The sequence below is a fragment of the Alishewanella sp. d11 genome (assembly GCF_049390205.1).
Lineage (GTDB): Bacteria > Pseudomonadota > Gammaproteobacteria > Enterobacterales > Alteromonadaceae > Alishewanella.
Window position 1 is genome coordinate 2,472,101 of sequence record NZ_CP186547.1, and the last position, 18,983, is coordinate 2,491,083.

11 protein-coding genes are annotated in these 18,983 nt (G+C 44.7%); 9 read left to right on the forward strand and 2 right to left on the reverse strand.

The window, feature by feature from the left end; translation table 11 throughout:
• Positions 1-17 precede the first annotated feature (17 nt).
• On the reverse strand, positions 18-2,075 hold the full coding sequence (gene dinG, locus ACO1PK_RS11355; protein ID WP_423185740.1) for an ATP-dependent DNA helicase DinG: 2,058 nt from the start codon (positions 2,073-2,075) through the stop codon (positions 18-20).
• 488 nt (positions 2,076-2,563) lie between these two features.
• On the opposite strand from dinG, the gene ACO1PK_RS11360 reads away from it, so the two are divergent.
• From ACO1PK_RS11360 to adk, 9 genes are all read left to right on the forward strand, one after another.
• Positions 2,564-5,539, forward strand: coding sequence for a TonB-dependent receptor domain-containing protein (locus ACO1PK_RS11360; protein WP_423185741.1), 2,976 nt, complete (start codon positions 2,564-2,566; stop codon positions 5,537-5,539).
• Positions 5,540-5,870: 331 nt separating this feature from the next.
• Positions 5,871-9,089, forward strand: coding sequence for a TonB-dependent receptor domain-containing protein (locus ACO1PK_RS11365; protein ID WP_423185742.1), 3,219 nt, complete (start codon positions 5,871-5,873; stop codon positions 9,087-9,089).
• Positions 9,090-9,163: 74 nt separating this feature from the next.
• Complete coding sequence (locus tag ACO1PK_RS11370; protein ID WP_423185743.1) at positions 9,164-11,065, forward strand: alpha/beta hydrolase family protein; 1,902 nt, start codon at positions 9,164-9,166, stop codon at positions 11,063-11,065.
• Between the two features lie 442 nt (positions 11,066-11,507).
• Positions 11,508-12,056 carry an adenine phosphoribosyltransferase gene (gene apt, locus ACO1PK_RS11375; protein ID WP_423185744.1) on the forward strand — a complete coding sequence of 183 codons (549 nt, stop codon included), beginning with the start codon at positions 11,508-11,510 and terminating at the stop codon, positions 12,054-12,056.
• Positions 12,057-12,098: 42 nt separating this feature from the next.
• Complete coding sequence (gene dnaX / locus ACO1PK_RS11380; RefSeq protein WP_423185745.1) at positions 12,099-14,144, forward strand: DNA polymerase III subunit gamma/tau; 2,046 nt, start codon at positions 12,099-12,101, stop codon at positions 14,142-14,144.
• Positions 14,145-14,216: 72 nt separating this feature from the next.
• The gene (locus tag ACO1PK_RS11385; RefSeq protein WP_423185746.1) at positions 14,217-14,543 is read left to right on the forward strand and encodes a YbaB/EbfC family nucleoid-associated protein; all 327 of its coding nucleotides are present in this window, start codon (positions 14,217-14,219) and stop codon (positions 14,541-14,543) included.
• Between the two features lie 16 nt (positions 14,544-14,559).
• Positions 14,560-15,162 carry a recombination mediator RecR gene (recR, locus tag ACO1PK_RS11390; protein ID WP_423185747.1) on the forward strand — a complete coding sequence of 201 codons (603 nt, stop codon included), beginning with the start codon at positions 14,560-14,562 and terminating at the stop codon, positions 15,160-15,162.
• Positions 15,163-15,379: 217 nt separating this feature from the next.
• Entirely contained in the window at positions 15,380-17,308 is a 1,929-nt protein-coding gene (gene htpG / locus ACO1PK_RS11395) for a molecular chaperone HtpG (RefSeq protein WP_423185748.1), read from the forward strand.
• A 313-nt stretch (positions 17,309-17,621) separates the two neighbouring features.
• Complete coding sequence (gene adk, locus ACO1PK_RS11400; protein WP_423185749.1) at positions 17,622-18,266, forward strand: adenylate kinase; 645 nt, start codon at positions 17,622-17,624, stop codon at positions 18,264-18,266.
• Positions 18,267-18,361: 95 nt separating this feature from the next.
• On the opposite strand, the gene tpx is transcribed toward adk, so the two are convergent.
• The gene (gene tpx, locus ACO1PK_RS11405; protein WP_423185750.1) at positions 18,362-18,979 is read right to left on the reverse strand and encodes a thiol peroxidase; all 618 of its coding nucleotides are present in this window, start codon (positions 18,977-18,979) and stop codon (positions 18,362-18,364) included.
• Positions 18,980-18,983 lie beyond the last annotated feature (4 nt).

Sequence of the window (18,983 nt, forward strand, 5' to 3'; positions counted from 1 at the left end):
GGTTGTACTTTATCCTGTTAATACTCAATAACGCGTCGAAACGGTGGTAGAGCATCTAACATGGCTTTACCATAGGTTTTACTGACTAGGCGACGATCTAAAATAATGATCCGCCCTTCATCTTGCTCCTGGCGCAATAGTCTACCACAAGACTGTACCAGTTTTTTTGCCGTCGCTGGAATACTCAGCTGTAAAAACGCATTGCCGCCGCGGGCACTAATGGCCTCGCTTAAGGCTTCTTCTAGTGGCGAGGTGGGTACAGCAAAGGGTAGTTTGGTAATAATCAAATTCGTCAGCAGCTTGCCCGGTAAATCGAGCCCCTCCGAGAAGCTTTGCGTACCAAATAAAATACTACGCTGGCCATGTTGTACTTGCTGCGCATGGAGCTGTAATAACGCTTGTCTTGAGGCTTCGCCTTGAACCAAGAGAGAAAAACCTTGATCGCGCAGTGCCTTAGCCACTTGCTGCATTTGCCAATAAGAAGCAAAGAGTATTAGCGAGCCTTCATTAGCTTGTAAGTATTGCGGTAAAAGACGGATTAACTCTGCAGTAAACTCAGGCGCAGTGGGTTCACAAGCAGTTTTCGGAATCACAATTTCGGCTTGTTTAGCATAAGCAAAAGGGGAATCCACTTGCAGGCACTGCAGCCCTGGGTGCTCAGTAAGCCCCAACTCGCGTTTGGCATAGTCAAAAGAATTTAGCGCCGTTAACGTCGCTGAGCACAACACACTAGCATAAGCTTTGCTAAACAACAGTGTGTCTAATTGCAAACTGGCAGCTAACGGGCTGGCGTGTAGAAAGAGTGGCGTGGCTGTTGCACTTTCTCGACTTAGCCAACGCGCTTGCCAGGCAGGCTCTGTTTGTGGGTGATGTAATAGTTGCCATAGTGCATGTTGCTGTTCAAACCGCTGTTTTGCATAGGCTAACTCTTGTAACAGATTATACCAGCTAGAGATCGGTTTTTTCTGCTCAGCCAGTTTAAGTTGGAGCTCTGCTAAACATTTTTCACAGCCATTAGCTGCTTTTAGTGCATTTTGCCAGAGTGTTTCTGCTTGCTGTTGCCAAAGTTTTGGCAAGGCGGCATGCTGAAAGCGATATTCTTGCTGCGTTGTTGTGCTAAACCACTTCGGCAGATAGTCCGTTAAGCTGCGTTCAATGGGTTTTAGCGCGGCAAAAAAGTCGCTCACAGCATCATCGAGTTTTAACACATCCCGCAAGGCGGTTTCTGGTAAGATATTTTGTAACTGCTGCAAGCTTTTTCTTAGCTTCTCTAGCCAGCGCCCATTATCTGCCAATTGCGCCTGTGCACTTAAAAGCTCGCGCGCGCAGGCGGCTAAATGATGCGCTTCATCAATAACATAGATGCACTCGGCTGGTTCTGGTAATACCGTGTTGCCATTTAATAAATCAGAGAAAAGTAAACTGTGGTTAACCACTAATACCTGTGAATCACTGATTTCCGCTCGCGACAAGTGAAAAGGACAATGTAAATGCTGCCTTTGGGTTTTGCTACAAACATGCGCATCCGCTTGCAAGGTTGCCCAGAGTGCATCGCTGACTGTTTCAGGTAAGGTATCGCGATCGCCCAACCAACGCCGCTCGTGCCACGCCACCAATAACCGCTGTAACACTTGCTGCTCTTCCGGCGCAGGTTCGCTCTGGCTAAATAACATCGGCTGCTGAATTTTCTGCTGTAAGCGTTGTATGCAAGCGTAACGCTGTCGACCTTTCACTAAAGTAAAATTAAACTCAAGCCCGCTGTGTTGATGAAAAAAAGGCAGGTCTTTTAGCACTAATTGTTCTTGCAAAGCGACAGTGGCGGTTGCTACCACCAGCGTCTTTTTTTGCGACAATGCGTAGGGTAGGGTTCCTAACAAGTACGCCAAAGATTTGCCTGTACCAGTACCGGCTTCGATTAAACCAATACGATCGTGCCGGTGATACTGTCCAGCAATAATTGAAGCGATTTCAGCAATCAGTTTATTTTGCGTTGGTCGAGGTTGATAACCCGATAAGCTGGTTTTTAACTGTTGATGAATGGCGCGAATTTGTTGTTTTAAACTCTCAGTTAGCATAGTTGATCTGTATGAATGTACAGTTTTTTAATTGTAACCTGCCTATAAATGCTAAGCCATTAGTGATTTTGAGATTTTTAGTATGGAAAGCCAACAGAAAAAATAGAGCATTGCTTACTGCTACTACCCTGAAATTTTGTAAGGTTTAGTTTACGTCATCCTTCCTGATTATGCAGGTTGACTGCCTAAAAAAGTTACATTTTGCATATTTTGTAAGTTTTATGTGTTTTTCTGCTTTTATAAGCAAAACTTTGCATCATTACTGTAAAGTACTGTTGTTCTCAAAGTCATCATAGGTAGTGACGCGACAAGCTATTCAGAAAATTGTTCCGCAAAAGCGGTTGACCAATCAGAAAAATTACGTTTATTATCAGATGGCGTTACATGCGAGTCATTCATCGGAATTCCAATGCATCACATCGCAGTCAGTAATTGACAAAAGCAGAATCAAAAACAGAATCACTCAAATGTGGTCCAGGGAGATATACATGTTTAAAACTAATAAAATATCAGGTGCTGTGCGTCTAGCATTGATAGTAGGTGCATCTTCTGTTGCTATGTACTCTGGTACAGCAATGGCTCAGCAAGAAGCGCCTGCTGCAGAAGAAAAAGTAGAGCGTATTTCGGTTACTGGTAGCCGGATCCGTAGCGCGAATGCCATGTCAACTAGCCCAATCAATACTATCGGCTCTGTTGAAATTGAAGCTCAGCAGCAACCTGAAGTTGAGCGTGTGTTACGTGTATTACCTGGTGCCTTACCAGGTGACAACAGCAACGTAAACAACGGTACTGGTGGTGCGGCAACGATCAGCTTACGCGGTTTAGGTGCTAACCGTAGCTTAATCTTAGTGAACGGTAAGCGGGTTGTACCTTTCAATACAGCAGGTACTGTTGATACATCAACTATCCCAACCGCGTTAATTGACCGTGTTGAAGTGGTGACCGGTGGTGCTTCAGCCGTTTACGGTTCTGACGCGATCTCTGGCGCTGTTAACTTCATTATGAAAAACAACTTTGAAGGCGTACAGTTAGATCTGGGCCATTCAAGAACAGCCGAAGCCGATGCCTTTACAGATAATATCGCTTTAACATTGGGCGGTAATTTTGATCGTGACAAAGGTAATGCGGTAGTATCGTTCAGCTGGTATGACCGTGATCCTCTATTATTAGGTCAAAGATCGCTGGGTAATTATGGTATTGCAACAGCGAATGGCGCTAACTACAGTAACTTCTTAAATGGTGTAGCACCCTTACCGCCAACTGATGCACTTTGTGGTCAGAATGCACCTAATGCTGTTGCTCCTGGCGGTGGTAGTGGTACCGGTATTCCTACTCGTGTGGGTATCGTTGGTGTACCTGCCGTATCGGGTCAGTTCCGTGACGATGGTCGTTTAGTGTTAGGTTCGCCATGTGCGGTATTTAACTTTAACCCCTACAACTATTATCAAACACCATCTAAGCGCTATACGGCAACTGCGTTAGCGCAATATGAAGTAAATGACGATACCACGGTTTATGGTTCATTTAACTTTACTAACACTAGCGTGCGTCAGCAAATTGCGCCATCAGGTATCTTCGGTAATACCTTTATGGTACCAATGGCTAACCCGTTCTTTTCTGAGCAAGCTAGAAGCGCAATTCTTACTGGCGCTAATGCTAATATCGCTGCATTAAATGGCCCAGGTTTAACCACATGGCGTGATTTAAACAACAATGGTGTGGTAGATGAAGCAGACTCGTTACTACTATCTGTATTCCGCCGTACACCTGAGTTAGGTCCTCGTTCTACCAGCTTTAACACAGATCAATTCCAATTGGTCGGTGGTGTGAAAGGCTTTATCAATGATTGGGCCTATGATATTTCTGTACAGCACGGTGAAACCAATCGTGTTAACAGCAATGCGGGTTACACCAACATTGCTAACATAGCGAATGCACTTAATGCGACTAACACCTCTACCTGTTTAACTGGCCCAGGTTGTGTGCCGTTAAACGTATTTGGTGGCTTTGGTACCATTACCCCTGAAATGGCGGCTTATGCTTCTGCTACCGCTTTCTCAACTACTGAATATCAACAGCGTGTAGTCTCAGCGGTAGCGGATGGTCCAATTGAGGCTGTGGTATCGCCTTTTGCTGATACACCGTTGTCAGTAAGCATCGGTTATGAATACCGTGAAGAAATTGCTAATTTCAATCCAGACGAGTGTTTAAAGTTAGCACCTACTAGCTGTTTAGGTGGCGCTGGTGGTAACTCTCTGCCAGTTGGCGGTTCATTCCGCGTAAATGAAATCTTTGGTGAAGGTAAACTTGCTCTAATTGAAGGCAAGCCTATTGTTGATATCCTAGAGTTAGAATTCGGCTATCGTTATTCTAACTATGACACCATCGGTACTGCCGGTAGCTGGAAGCTAGGTTTAGCATGGCGTCCAGTTGACGAGTTGTTAGTTCGCGTGATGAAGCAAAAAGCAACTCGTGCCCCTAACGTTGGTGAGTTATATGCGCCTTTAACAACTGGTTTGGATAATGCTGACTTAGATCCATGTTCAATTGCGAATACCAGTATCAGTGCCACCTTACGTGAGCGTTGTATCGCAACAGGTATGACTGCAGCTCAAGTAGGTCAGGTAGCGGATATTGTTTCTGGTCAGATTAACGTATTGTCTGGTTCAAATCCAAGCGCTTTACCTAACGAAGAAACTGCTAATACCTTTACTGCCGGCTTTGTTTGGAACCCAACCTTTGACAGCGTAAAACGTGTTCAGTTCTCTGTTGATTACTATGACATCGATGTAAACGGTTATATCGGTGAAAACACTGCGCAAGAAATCCTTGATGGTTGTTATGATTTAGGCATTGCTAGCCAGTGTGCTCAGATCACGCGTATCGGTGGTTCTCTGAACGTACCAGGTGCTGGTGTGCAAGCTTATACCACTAACTTATCTTACTTAAGAACCCGTGGTGTAGAAGCGGCGTTTAACTTTGGTTTTGATTTAGGTGAGTACGGCATGTTAGATTTTGCCGGTAACATCAACAAATACCTGGAAGCTAAGCGTTTAAGCTCGCCAGTAGCTACTGAAATCGATTGTAACGGTTTCTACGGCACTAACTGTAACCCACAGCATGAGTTGAAAGCATCACAACGGACGACTTGGTCTTACAATGATCTATCAGTTTCTCTGTTATGGCGTTACTTAGGTTCAATTGAGCGCGAAACTGCTCAACAAGCTGGTACTTTTGCGCCATTCCGTCAAATTGGCTCTTATAGCTACTTTGATTTATCAACCTCTTACGTAGCCTCTGACAATATCACCATCCGTTTTGGTGTTGATAACCTGTTTGATAAAGCTGCGCCAGTAGTTGGTGGTGAAGCCGGTGGTACTTCTGTAAACAGTGGTAATACCTTCCCAGGTTATTACGATATGTTAGGTCGTACTTACCGTTTAGGTATGTCATTAAAGTTCTAAGCTTAAGTTAAGCTTAAATGTTAAAAGCCTCGAATTATCGAGGCTTTTTTTATACGTTTTTAACGCTAATAATTCTCAATAATTTAGCTAATTTCACCTTTCTGTGCTCGCCATAAACTCGATGATTTAAATCTCGCAACGGCAGGACAATAGCTAGGTAAAAAAGTTGCAAAATTGTCTGCAAATAATCGCATTTAGGGTTGACCATATTTTTTTTTGCTGCATATTAGAAGACAAGGCTATTCCAGATAGGGATAGTCCCTTGCAACAAATAAGTGCTATAAAAAAATAATTATCGAGACCCTCTAAAAAGAGGGGCCAGGGAGTAAATATGTTTAAAAATAATAAGCTTAGCAAAGCTATACGCTTAGCGATAACTTTTGGAGCTGCATCGTCCATTGCTTTTGCTGGTAGCCTTGCCGCTCAAACAACTGAAGAAGACGTAGAACAAAAAGTAGAAACAACTACACAAGAAGTTGCAGAAGCGGCTCCGGAGCGGATTATTGTAACCGGTTCGCGTTTAAGAAGAGCAGAGTTTTCGAATGCCTCGCCTATTCAAGTTATTAGCGGTGATGTCTCGCGTGAGCTAGGCTTACTGGATGCCGCGTCTATCTTACAATCGAGTAACCAAGCTGCGGGTCAACAGATTGATAACACCTTTGGTGGTTTCGTTTTAGATAACGGTCCTGGTGCATCAACTATCGGTTTCCGCGGATTAGGCGCCGAACGTACTCTGGTATTAATTAATGGTCGTCGGATGGCACCAGCCGGTGTAGGTGGCGCACCTACCTCGCCTGACTTAAACCTTATTCCTGGCGTAATGATTCAGCGTATTGAAAACTTATTTGATGGTGCTTCTACTGTATACGGTTCTGATGCTGTAGCAGGTGTATCAAACGTTATCCTGAAAAAAGATGTGGATGGCTTCTCTTTCCAAAGTGGTTACCGTATGCCTAAAGGTGAGGGCGGTCAGGAATTTGTGCTATCTGGTATGTGGGGTAAAACCACTGATAGAGGTTTTATCACTATCGGTGCTGAATACCAAGATCAAAAACGCCAAACGCGTGGTGGTTATGCCTTTACCCAAGGTTGTTCTGAGCGGATTTTTGAATCTGAAGATGGCCGCATCATTACGCGTTACGGTGGCGTAGGCCCGTTAGAGCGAGGTTACGATGCTGATACTTGTCACCTGTTCCCGCTAACCAACCGAGTATTCTTCGATAACTTCTTTGGTTCTGCTTACTATACTCCGGGCTATACCAACATCGGTAATCCTAACTTTAGTCGTCCTAATATTGCCCTGCGCTTTGCGGGTTTGTTACCAACTTGGGTCGCTGCAGATGCCAATGGTGATGGTGTAAACAATACCACTATTATTGATGGTAATGGTGATGGTTTTGTTGACGTAGATTTATTTGATCCTTTCTACGCCTTCCAAAACTCAGAGTATTACAGAAGTGGCGATTATACCTCTGCGCAAAAACGTATATCGGTCATGTTGAATGGTGAATATGGTTTACAAGATGCCAATGACACCACCTTCTATTTTGAAGGTTTATATGCCAAACGTGAATCTCCCATGTTCCGTCCTGGCGCACAGTTCTTCCCAACTATTCCAGCGAGCAACCCTTATAACCCATGTGGTACCAACGGTATTAATTGTAATGCTGTGCTAGGTGGTTTAGGTGTGCGACCAGCTGCAGTAGACGCTGATCCTATTGTCAACCTTCGCGGTGATCGTGATGTTTTTGATATCGAAGTATCGCAATACCGTGCTGTTGCCGGTGTAACTGCCAATTTATTAGCACTTGAGAAAGTCGGTGTTGAAAACGCCTATTATGATTTCTACGTTTCGCACAGTGCATCAACCGGCGATGACTGGCGTCAAGGTATCCATAGCGAGCGTTTTGCTCAGTCTATCGATGCAGTGGTAAATCCAGATGGTTCTATCACTTGTCGTGATACTTCTAATGGTTGTGTGGCAGTAAATATGTTTGCGCCTAACATTTTCCAAGAGGGCGGTGGTCGTTTAACACCTGCTGAGGAAGCGTTCTTATTTGCTGACCGTACTATGCAAACCAAGGTTGCACAAACTGTAGTTAACGGTTTTATTGGTGGTGACGTGTTCTCATTACCATGGAACGGTGAAACAGTATCGGGTATCGTGGGTGCGGAATTTAGAAGAGACAGTATTGAAACCAATGCTAACGATGTGGCCACTGAAGGTTTGTTGATGTTTTACTTCACTGACCAAGGTGCTGATGGTTCAAGAAATCTGAAAGAAGTGTTCAGTGAATTTGAGTTACCGTTATTAAGAGGTGCACCTTTAGCACACGAGTTAACCTTAACGGCTTCTGGTCGTATTTCTGAGGAATCATTCTATGATGCGGCCTCTACTTACAGCTTAAAAGCCGTTTACCGTCCGGTAGACTGGTTCACCTTACGTGGTACCCAAGGTACGTCTTATCGTGCACCTAACTTACGTGAGCGTTTCTTAAACGGTACTACCGGCTTCTCCAGCTTGTTTGACCCTTGTGTGGTGCCTGATGTAGCGCGTGTTCGTGACAGCGTAGATCCTAACGCGCCAATCACTTATGATCCAACTTTGGATAATCGTGAGGCAACAGTATTAGCGGCTTGTGCTGCCAACGGTGTTGATCCAACAACCTTAGGTATTGGTGCTAATGGTACCCCAGTATTTACTTCTACTAACAGTACTGAAGTTGTGACAGGTGGTACTACTTTATTGTCTGAAGAGACTTCTAAAGCGAAAACTTACGGTTTTGTTTTCGAACAGCCATTTACTGATGCGTTTGATTTAACTCTGTCTGTAACACGCTTTAATATTGAAGTTACTAACAGTATTGCTGAGCCTTCAGCAGGTTATAGTATCGGTCAATGTTACCCTGAAGATGGTATTGGTAATACTGCGTTCTGTTCTCGCATTCAGCGTGATGCGACCGGTCGTATTGATTTGGTTGATTCAAGCTTTATTAATATTGGTTTAATCACATCTAAAGGTTTGGACTACAACTTGTTCACGCAAAAAGACTTTGTGGTAGCAGAGAAAAATCTGCGCTTAAGTCTTGATGTACAAGCAACTCAAATGAAAGACCAGTTAGAAGATGTGTTAGGTACTGTTAACCAATATGTTGGCCGCCCAACAACGCCAGAATGGCGCGGTTCAGCGCAGTTTACGGCAGCCTATGACGACTTCCGTTTTAACTGGCTTGCCCGTTATATTGGTGATGGTAAAAATGCTGAGCCAGCATTTGAAGCCAATACTGTAGCCTGTACGGGTTTATTAAACTCTGAAGGTCAGGCATTAAGATGTCGTCCAGTTTGGTACACCGACAGTGTTGTAACGCATACTGCTTCGTTATCTTACTCACCGGATAATTATCGTGTTACTTTCGGTGTGAGAAACCTGTTTAACAAAGCGCCTCCACGTGTTGACCAAAGCGGTGTATTCTCTAATACCAACATTCCATTAGGTGTTGGTTATGAGGGACCACGCAGTGTCTACGTAAACTTTAGCATCGATCTTTAATTTATCAGTGTAAAGTTATAACCGCTAAACTGGCCTGTTGACAGGCCAGTTTTTTAATTTAAGGGAGTGATAATATGCGATTTACTTTATATAAGCTTTTGGTAACGTTGCTTATCAGCTTGTTCACTTTACCGGCCACCAGTTATGCTAACGCCAGTTCAGATGCCAAACAACGATTAGACTTAGAGGCCTTTGCCATGATGCCTCTGGTCAGAACGGTATCGGTTTCACCCGACGGCGCTAAAGTTGCTGTGGTTCGTGCCACAAGCAAAGAAGGTGATTATGTTATTGAGATTCGAAGCACTAAAGATTTAGCCGCTCAGCCAGTGACCTTAGGTGCTGCGCGCATGTTAGTGTCTTCTGTTAGCTGGTTAAGCAATGATCGAATTATTGTATCTTTTCGGCAACTGTTTCAACGCCGTGCGGAAAAGTACTGGGTAAATAAAATTGCTATTACTGATGCCGATGGCAAAGGTGAGTGGTTAGATCCAAGCCGTGAAAATCCACGTGCTGGTTTCCGTATAATTGACTTGCTGATTGATAACCCAAATGAAATTTTGGTTGAATCAGGCGGTAATGTTTTACGTTACAACATTCACAATGGTCGTTCAGTTACCATAGCGCGTGGAAGTGATCGTGGCGTGCAAGGTGGTTTTGACACTGATTTTAGTGGCGAAGTGCGTATCGCCCAAGGCTACAATGCCGCCAAAAACTCGATTGAAGTCTTTGCTCGGTTAAAAGGCGACAGCGAATGGCAACGCATTAAGGAAATCTTGCCTACCAGCCGTGAGACCTATGCTATTTTGGGTTTTTCTAATGAAGATCCTAATGAGCTGTATGTTAACGCTAACCTAGGTGAAAACACCACAGGAATCTATTTATACAATATGAAAACCAAGACCCATTCTGAGCGGTTATTTGGTTTAGAAAAGGTGGATACCGACGGTTTGTTATTTGATCGTCATGGAAATTTGCTAGCGGTAGCTTACACCGATAGTAAACCGCAGCTGTTCTTTACTGACGATGCGGAGCAGGCGCTTTATCAAGCAATCCAAAATTTATTTACGGATAAACATGTACAATTAGTCAGCCGTTCTTTAAATGATAATGCGATTGCGATCAGAACCTCATCGGCATTTGATCCAGGAACTTACTATCTCTTGGTGGATAAATCCAACTTGGTAAAAATCGGTGAAAGCCTACCATTGTTAACTGCTGAGCACTTATCTGAAGTACGTTACATTAACTATAAAGCAAGAGATGGCAGAACTGTTTATGCGTATTTGACGATCCCTAAAGGTGACGGTCCGCATCCTACTGTAGTGTTGCCACATGGTGGTCCTTGGGTTCGTGACAGTATTGTCTTTGATGAGTGGGCACAGTTATTAGCACATCATGGTTATTTAGTGGTGCAACCTAACTATCGTGGTTCAACTGGCTATGGTCTAGAACATTGGAAAGCCGGTGATAATAACTGGGGCTTGACCATGCAAGACGACTTAGATGATGCGGCATTGCATTTAGTGTCGTTAGGTTTAGCCGATAAGAATAAGCTGACGATGTTTGGTTGGAGCTATGGTGGTTATGCTGCCTTTGTCGCTTCGCTGCGTGAAAACAATATTTACCAATGTGCGATAGCGGGTGCTGGCGTGAGTGACTTAGGACGCATTAACGCGACCTTAAATGATGATCCCTTCCTTGCACGCTTACAGCGTCCAACTATTACTGGTGTTTCACCAAGACAGATGACAGAGAAGGTGAATATCCCTATCTTAGTGATTCACCCTGATATCGATAGTCGGGTTCCGGTAGAACATAGCCGTTTATTTGTGGAAGGTTTAAAGCGCAATAACAAAACCCATAAGTATGTTGAGCTGGTTGATGCTGATCACTTTAGCGATACCTTATTCTATGATCATAAAATGCAGTTTTACTCAGAGTTACTGGATTGGTTAAAGTCGCCAAATTGTAATTAATGTACTGAGTTAATGAAAACCTGGCTTTATTTTCGATAAAGTCAGGTTTTTTTATTATACCAAGGCTGGCAATAGTCAATAGCCCATCTATTCTTGCTAAACGCTGGGTTATCCCAGTAACAAGCAGGCGCGCTAATCCGTCTCGTCGTTATTGCTAGCTATCTTATGTAGTTTTTCTTTCAAAAAGCTGCTTTTTTCATTACCATATGCATCCATTTGATCCAGATCAACTTTTAAGCGGTGAAGTAGTATGGCTGACGAAAACTTTAAAGACTCGTTAAACGTAAAACAGGTAATATTATTTGTTATTTGTTTTGCCGGTTTATTGTGTTTAGTGCCTATTTTGCGCTGGTTACAACTTTTGGCCTGAAGCTACTAAGCGACAGCTTAATAGCCGCCGCTTGGGCGGCTTTTTTATCGGTTTGTCATGAAGGATTTTAGTATGAATGTTCAGCAGTTAAGCCTTGAGCTGAAGCAAGTGATTAAGACAGTAGAGAACTATCCAAAACCGGGCATTACCTTTCGAGATGTCACCAGTTTAATGCAAGATGGTGCCAGTTTTCGTAAAGTGATTGATGCCTTTGCCGAACATTACCGCCATGCAGGCATCACTAAGATTATTGGTACTGAATCGCGTGGTTTTATTTTTGGCGCACCCTTAGCTTATGCTCTTGGCATATCCTTCGTTCCGGTTCGCAAACCAGGTAAATTACCACGTGAGCGCATTTCGCAAGCCTATACCTTAGAGTACGGTGAAGATGCCTTAGAACTGCATGCGGATGCGATTGTGGCAGGTGATAAAGTGTTGTTGGTTGATGATTTATTAGCCACTGGCGGTACTATTGATGCAACAGTGAAATTAGTGCGCCGATTAGGTGGCGAAGTGCAGGATGCGGCCTTTGTTATCGCGTTACCTGAATTAGGTGGTGTGGCAAGGCTGGAAGCGGTTGGCCTGAAACTGTTTAGTTTAGTTGAGTATCAAGGCGAATAAGTTTAGGCTAGTACGACTTTACAGCTTTTCAGGACAGCCGGCATGAGTTATCAGGTATTAGCAAGAAAATGGCGGCCGCGGCAATTCAGTGAGTTGGTGGGGCAGCAGCATGTTAAAACGGCGCTGGCCAATGCCCTTAACAGCAGTCGGTTGCATCATGCTTATCTCTTTACGGGTACGCGTGGCGTTGGTAAAACCACCATCGCGCGTATTTTTGCAAAAAGCCTGAATTGTGAAACTGGTATTACGGCTACGCCTTGTGGCCAGTGTAGTGCCTGTTTGGAAATCGATGCGGGTAACTTTGTTGATCTGATGGAGATTGATGCTGCCTCCCGTACCAAAGTCGAAGACACCCGCGATCTATTAGATAATGTGCAATATGCCCCCAGTCGTGGTCGTTTTAAAGTCTATCTGATTGACGAAGTACATATGTTGTCGCGGCACAGCTTTAATGCGTTATTAAAAACCTTGGAAGAGCCACCGCCGCATGTCAAATTCTTACTGGCTACCACGGATCCGCAGAAACTGCCGGTTACAGTACTGTCGCGTTGCTTACAATTTAGTTTAAAAGCCTTGACTGTTAGTCAAATTGAGCAGCACTTGCACAACGTATTGGCGGCAGAGCAAATTGCTTTTGAGCCTGCCGCCCTTGGTTTGTTAGCCAAAGCCGCCAAGGGCAGTTTGCGCGACTCACTCAGTTTAACTGATCAAGCCATTGCGTTAACCAATAGTCAGGTCAGCTTAGAACCCGTGCGACAAATGCTCGGTTTACTGGATACCCGTTGGTCGGTTCAGCTATTAACCGCTCTGTTAGCTGCTGATATCACCCTATTGAAGCAAGCGCTCGAGGCGTTACTGAGCCAGCAATCTGATTATCAGCAGGTGCTGGATGATATGCTTGCCTTGTTGCATTTAGCGGCGATGACCCAGTTACAACCTGCCGCCGCAGAGTTAAGTGAGCAAGCCACCTTTATCCAACAGCTTGCCGCGGAGCAAACGCCAGAGTCTATTCAGCTTTACTATCAGTTGCTGCTGAGTGGTAAAAAAGATTTACCTTTTGCACCTGAACCTGTGATTGGCTTAGAAATGGCACTGCTGCGTGCCATGGCGTTTGTACCGGCAGCGCAAGCACCGCACAATGCTTCGTCGACTGACGTTCCTCGTCACTCCAGCGCCTTGTCGGCGGCTGCAATAAATAAACCCTCGCCAGAGCCGAGGTTGATAGCGCCAACTGAGCCTGCAGCTGTTACTCCAGTCGCTATAGCACCGGTTGACAGCGCGGTTAGCGAAGCGCCCCTTGCTGAGGCCGAATCCATAACTGAAGTACCTGAAGTTGAAGTAGTTGCCGCACCCATGCACAGTGCATCACCTCAGGTACTGCAGCCACAGGCGACGGCGGAATTACCCAGTGGTATTGATCCTGTTACGGCGCGTATTATGCAGCGACGTGGCGTGGCATTACCTTCGGCACTTACCCCCGCTGCAAGTGTGGAAGTAGAGCAAGCGGAAAAAAAGTTTGAGCGCCCTCAGGCGCCAACTGCAGTGGTTTCTCAGGACGTACCGCAAGAAGATGAGGCAGCGGATGACAGTGTCAGCTTGGCCGAACAGCAGGCCCTAACTGAGGCTTGGTGGCAGCAACAAAGCTTTATCGCCTTACCCGCAGCAGATGCAGATGAATTGGATGAGCAACGTTTTTCTATTCGTTTTGCCGCGCAGGTAGATCCGTGGTCAAGATTGATTGAGCAACTACCGGTGGGGGGGTTGATGCGTTTGTTCTTATTGCACAGCGCAATGCAACAACAGCAAGATAAGGTGTTGCTGCAGGTGCTGCAAACGCAGCAGCATCTAGATAAACATGATTTTAGGCAGAAACTGCAACAGGCACTCAGTCCAGTTTTTGTAACAGGTTTTAGTTTAGACATTACCTATGTTTCAGAGCTGAATGATAGTCCTATTGCCATTCAACAGCGTATAGAACAAGAGCGCAAAGAGTATGTTAGCCGTTTGCTACAACAAGATCCCAAGGTGTTGGCAATCCAGCAGCGCTTTGCGGCGCAGTTGCAATTAGATACGCTACAGGTGAATTAACCTTGTATTTTGCGGGCTGAGTTATTATCTTGTCGCCAACACATTTCCACAGCCATAAAAGAGAGAGAAACTATGTTTAAAGGTGGTATGGGCAATATTATGAAGCAGGCGCAAGCCATGCAGGAAAAGATGCAAAAAGTGCAAGCTGAAATTGCCAATATGGAAGTTACAGGCGAATCCGGTGCCGGCTTGGTGAAAGTGACCATGACGGGCAATCACAATGTGCGTCGGGTAAGTATTGATGAAAGCCTGATGAGCGATGATAAAGAAATGTTAGAAGATCTGATTGCGGCTGCGCTAAACGATGCTACCCGTCGGGTTGAAGAAAATAACAAAGAACAAATGGCGAAAGTCACGGGTGGTATGCAGTTACCGCCAGGCATGAAGTTACCTTTCTAAGGTTGATAGTATCGCTATGACGAAATTAACACCGCTATTACAGCAATTGATAGACGCGCTTCGAGTATTACCGGGTGTTGGGCCAAAATCGGCGCAGCGCATGGCATTTCAATTACTCGAGCGGAATCGGGCAGGCGGTGTTCGTTTAGGTCATGCTCTAAGCGCGGCGATGGCGGGCATTGGTCAATGTCAGCAATGTCGCGCTTTTGCTGAAACACCGTTGTGCGCCATATGCAGTGATACCACACGCCAGCAAGCCGATGTACTCTGCGTAGTTGGCTCAGCCGCCGATCAGGTGGCTATCGAGCAAACTGGGCAATTTAAAGGGCGTTACTTTGTACTAATGGGCTATTTATCACCATTAGATGGCATTGGCCCTGCTGAACTTGGCTTGGAGCAGCTGTCTGAGCAGCTAGCAACCGGTCAAATTAATGAAGTGATACTCGCAACTAACCCAACGGTAGAAGGCGAGGCAACCGCTTTTTATATTGCTGAGTTATGTCAACATTATCAGTGCACAGTAACACGTTTGGCACAAGGTTTGCCGGTCGGTGGCGAGCTAGAATACATTGATGGTACCACCTTGGCACATGCGTTTAGCGGCCGGAAACGGTTTTAAGTTTTAAATCCCTTTGCTTAGCTTCACACAGCTCACGCGCTTTTGAGCCATTTCTCAATCTACTTTCTAGCCACCTAAACACCGAGGTTAACTAGGTCAAAACGTTTTTTACGCTTGAAATCCCTCGGAGTAACCCCATATCTGGTGTTGTTAAAGAGTGGCATGCGCAATGCTGTGCTTGCCACACCCTTGTTATCTTAGGTTGAGGAAAATTAAAATGAGTGAAACCACTGCCCAGGCTGGCCAGAAGCAAACTCATGGCTTTCAGGCGGAAGTAAAACAACTACTGCAACTGATGATCCATTCGCTGTATTCCAATAAAGAAATTTTCTTGCGCGAATTGGTTTCTAATGCTTCTGATGCCGCAGATAAGCTGCGCTTTCTGGCATTATCTGACAGCAGTTTGTATGGCGAGGACGGTGAATTAAAAGTTCGGATTAGCCTAGACGAAACAGCCCGCACCATCACCATTAATGATAATGGCATCGGTATGGATCAGGCGGATGTTATTGCACATTTGGGGACTATTGCAAAATCCGGTACTAAAGAGTTTTTCTCCCAGTTATCAGGTGACCAATCTAAGGATTCTAAGTTAATCGGTCAGTTTGGTGTGGGGTTCTATTCGGCATTCATTGTTGCGGATAAAGTGACCGTGCGCACCCGTAAAGCCGGTTTACCTGCTGACGCGGCAGTTGAGTGGGAATCTGCTGGTGAGGGGGATTACACCTTAACGCCAATTACTAAAGACAGCCGTGGTACTGAAATTGTGCTGCATCTGCGTGAAGGTGAAGATGAGTTCTTAAGTCGCTGGAAAGTAGAAAGTATTGTCACTAAATACTCTGATCATATCTCGATCCCGGTTGAAATGTGGCAAGAAGGCACGCCAGAGCGTGAAGAAGACGGAGAAACCATTCCTGCTACCCCAGGCCACTTTAAAGCGGTTAATAAAGCCACTGCACTGTGGACTCGCGATAAATCTGAGATTTCCGATGAAGAATATCAAGAGTTCTATAAGCATATCTCTCATGACTGGAATGAGCCTTTAAGCTGGAGCCATAACAAGGTAGAAGGTAATTCTAATTACACTAGCTTGTTATATGTACCGAAAAAAGCGCCATTTGATATGTGGAACCGTGAAGCCAAGCAAGGGTTAAAACTCTATGTACAGCGCGTCTTTATTATGGATGATGCTGAGCAGTTTATGCCAAGCTACTTGCGTTTTATCAAAGGTGTTCTCGATTCCAGCGATTTACCGTTAAACGTCTCACGCGAAATTTTGCAGGACAATAAAGTTAGCCAAAGCCTGCGCAAAGGTTGTAGTAGCCGCGCCCTCAAAATGTTAGAGAAGCTGGCAAAAGATGCTGAGCAATATCAAGTTTTCTGGACGGAATTTGGTCAAGTGCTGAAAGAAGGCCCTGCCGAAGATTTCGCCAACAAAGCGCAAATTGCTGGCTTATTACGCTTTGCTTCCACCCATAACGATAGCAGTACGCAAAATGTAGCCTTAGCGGATTATGTGGGCCGAATGAAAGAAGGTCAGGAAGAAATCTACTTCCTGGTGGCGGATAGCTATGAAGCGGCAAAACATAGCCCGCATTTAGAGGTTTTCCGTAAGAAAGGCTTGGAAGTCTTGTTACTGTCGGATCGGATTGATGAATGGTTGATGCAACATTTAACCGAGTTCGATGGTAAGAAGCTGCGTTCAGTTGCTAAAGGCGGTCTAGATTTATCGAAACTGGATGACGAAGAAACGAAGCAAGCGCAGCAACAAACCGAAGAAGCGTTTGCCAGTGTTGTAGAACGCTTTAAAACGGCTTTAGGCGAGCAAGTTAAAGATGTAAAAGTAAGTCATCGCTTAACTGACAGCCCAGCTTGTGTGGTGACAGATGAGTATGATATGAGTACTCAAATGATCAAATTAATGGAGTCAGTGGGGCAGAAAGTGCCTGACGTGAAACCAATTTTTGAACTAAATCCTGAACATCAGTTAGTTAAGCATATTGCTGATGAGCAGGACGAGAGCCGTTTTAAACAATGGGCTGAAGTCTTGTTTGAGCAGGCATTACTTGCTGAGCGCGGTAGCCTGAAAAACCCTGCCAGCTTTGTTACCCGCTTAAATCACTTATTATTGTCTCTGGCAAAATAAGGTCGCTATTTATGAGTCAGGCAACTCTGCCTGACTCATTGCCTATTTGTCCCCTTAACGCTGCTTAAACAATAGACTTTAGTCTGATGTATGCGGGTTGCTTGCCAGCAAATCATTACTTTTAGCCATTATTAGCGAAATAAATGCGCTAAGGGCGCTATTTCATAAGCTATCGACTAAAGGCGGCCAGTCATAGGACTTCAGGTAGCACCAGTTGACAAATTTCTTGTTTCAAAACGCGCATTATGCAAAGATTACCGCCATATAACGTATATAAATTCTATTTTAATCCCAGAAGACGAGGGTAAAGGCGATGCGCATCATTTTGTTAGGGGCCCCTGGTGCCGGTAAAGGTACACAGGCACAATTTTTAATGAGCAAGTTCGGTATTCCTCAAATTTCTACCGGCGATATGCTTCGGGCAGCCATTAAAGAGGGCTCGGAACTTGGTCTGGCAGCTAAAAAAATTATGGATGCTGGGCAGTTAGTGTCAGATGATTTAATTATTGGTTTAGTCAAAGAGCGTGTAGCGAAAGCCGATTGTGCCAATGGTTTCTTATTAGATGGATTTCCGCGGACTATTCCACAAGCTGATGCTATGAAAGACGCGGGCATTTCGGTTGACCACGTGATTGAATTTGATGTGCCTGATGATGTCATTGTTGAACGGATGAGTGGTCGTCGTGTGCATCCAGCCTCAGGCCGGGTATATCATTTAGTTTATAACCCGCCGAAAGTCGCGGGCAAAGATGATGAAACCGGTGAGGAATTAGTGATCCGTGCAGATGATGTTGAAGAAACGGTACGTAAGCGCTTAGCGATCTATCATGAACAAACTGAATTGTTAGTCGGTTACTATCGCCAAGCGGCCGAGCAAGGTCAAACACAGTATCATCACATCGATGGTACTCAAGCGGTAGATGCCGTTAGCGAACACTTAGTTAAACTCTTAGGCTAAGTCTACTTTGCTGCTAGCCCCGAGTTGCATGGGCTGCTGGTGACTGACAAACCCCGAACACGCTGAGCATGTTCGGGGTTTTCTTTTGGTTGGAGTTAACCCGCTACAATTTGTTGTAATGCTGCGAGTGCGGCTTCGTAATCAGGTTCTTGGGCTAGTTCAGGCACAAGCTGCTGATAAGCTACTTTACCTTTGCTATCGATAATAATAATGCTGCGCGTCAAAATGCCCATATCTTTAATCAATAAACCATAATTACTACCAAAATCACGCCAAACCGCATCTGAAAGCACCGCCATGGCGTCGACTTGTTCTTGTTGGCAGAAACGTTTCTGCGCGAATGGTAAATCGGTAGAGATGGTCAGTAACACTACTTCATCAGGCAACTTAGTTACTTCGCTATTAAAGCGTTTTGTTTGGATGGAACAAATACCGGTATCAATGCTCGGAACTACACTGAGTAAAATGGTTTTACCTTTGAAATCCGCTAAAGTGACTTTTTTAAAGTTATTGTCCACAACTTTAAAAGCGGGTGCCTTTTGCCCTGTTTTTAGCTCGTTGCCGAGTAATACAATTTGCCGCTCGCCGGCTTTTACATGACTAATTCGCGCTTTAAGTTGTGCTGTGGCATCTACTGCTATACTGTTAAAACTGATGGTACTTAAACACAAAACGGCGATAAGTTTGCTACTATTATTAAAATTCAAAAACATTTTG

Bases quoted from the DNA above. Each gene is read 5' to 3' on its own strand.
- dinG (WP_423185740.1), bottom strand. From the start codon at position 2,075: ATGCTAACTGAGAGTTTAAAACAACAAATTCGCGCCATTCATCAACAG.
- htpG (WP_423185748.1), top strand. From the start codon at position 15,380: ATGAGTGAAACCACTGCCCAGGCTGGCCAGAAGCAAACTCATGGCTTT.
- ACO1PK_RS11360 (WP_423185741.1), top strand. From the start codon at position 2,564: ATGTTTAAAACTAATAAAATATCAGGTGCTGTGCGTCTAGCATTGATA.
- adk (WP_423185749.1), top strand. From the start codon at position 17,622: ATGCGCATCATTTTGTTAGGGGCCCCTGGTGCCGGTAAAGGTACACAG.
- recR (WP_423185747.1), top strand. From the start codon at position 14,560: ATGACGAAATTAACACCGCTATTACAGCAATTGATAGACGCGCTTCGA.
- tpx (WP_423185750.1), bottom strand. From the start codon at position 18,979: ATGTTTTTGAATTTTAATAATAGTAGCAAACTTATCGCCGTTTTGTGT.
- ACO1PK_RS11365 (WP_423185742.1), top strand. From the start codon at position 5,871: ATGTTTAAAAATAATAAGCTTAGCAAAGCTATACGCTTAGCGATAACT.
- ACO1PK_RS11370 (WP_423185743.1), top strand. From the start codon at position 9,164: ATGCGATTTACTTTATATAAGCTTTTGGTAACGTTGCTTATCAGCTTG.
- ACO1PK_RS11385 (WP_423185746.1), top strand. From the start codon at position 14,217: ATGTTTAAAGGTGGTATGGGCAATATTATGAAGCAGGCGCAAGCCATG.
- apt (WP_423185744.1), top strand. From the start codon at position 11,508: ATGAATGTTCAGCAGTTAAGCCTTGAGCTGAAGCAAGTGATTAAGACA.
- dnaX (WP_423185745.1), top strand. From the start codon at position 12,099: ATGAGTTATCAGGTATTAGCAAGAAAATGGCGGCCGCGGCAATTCAGT.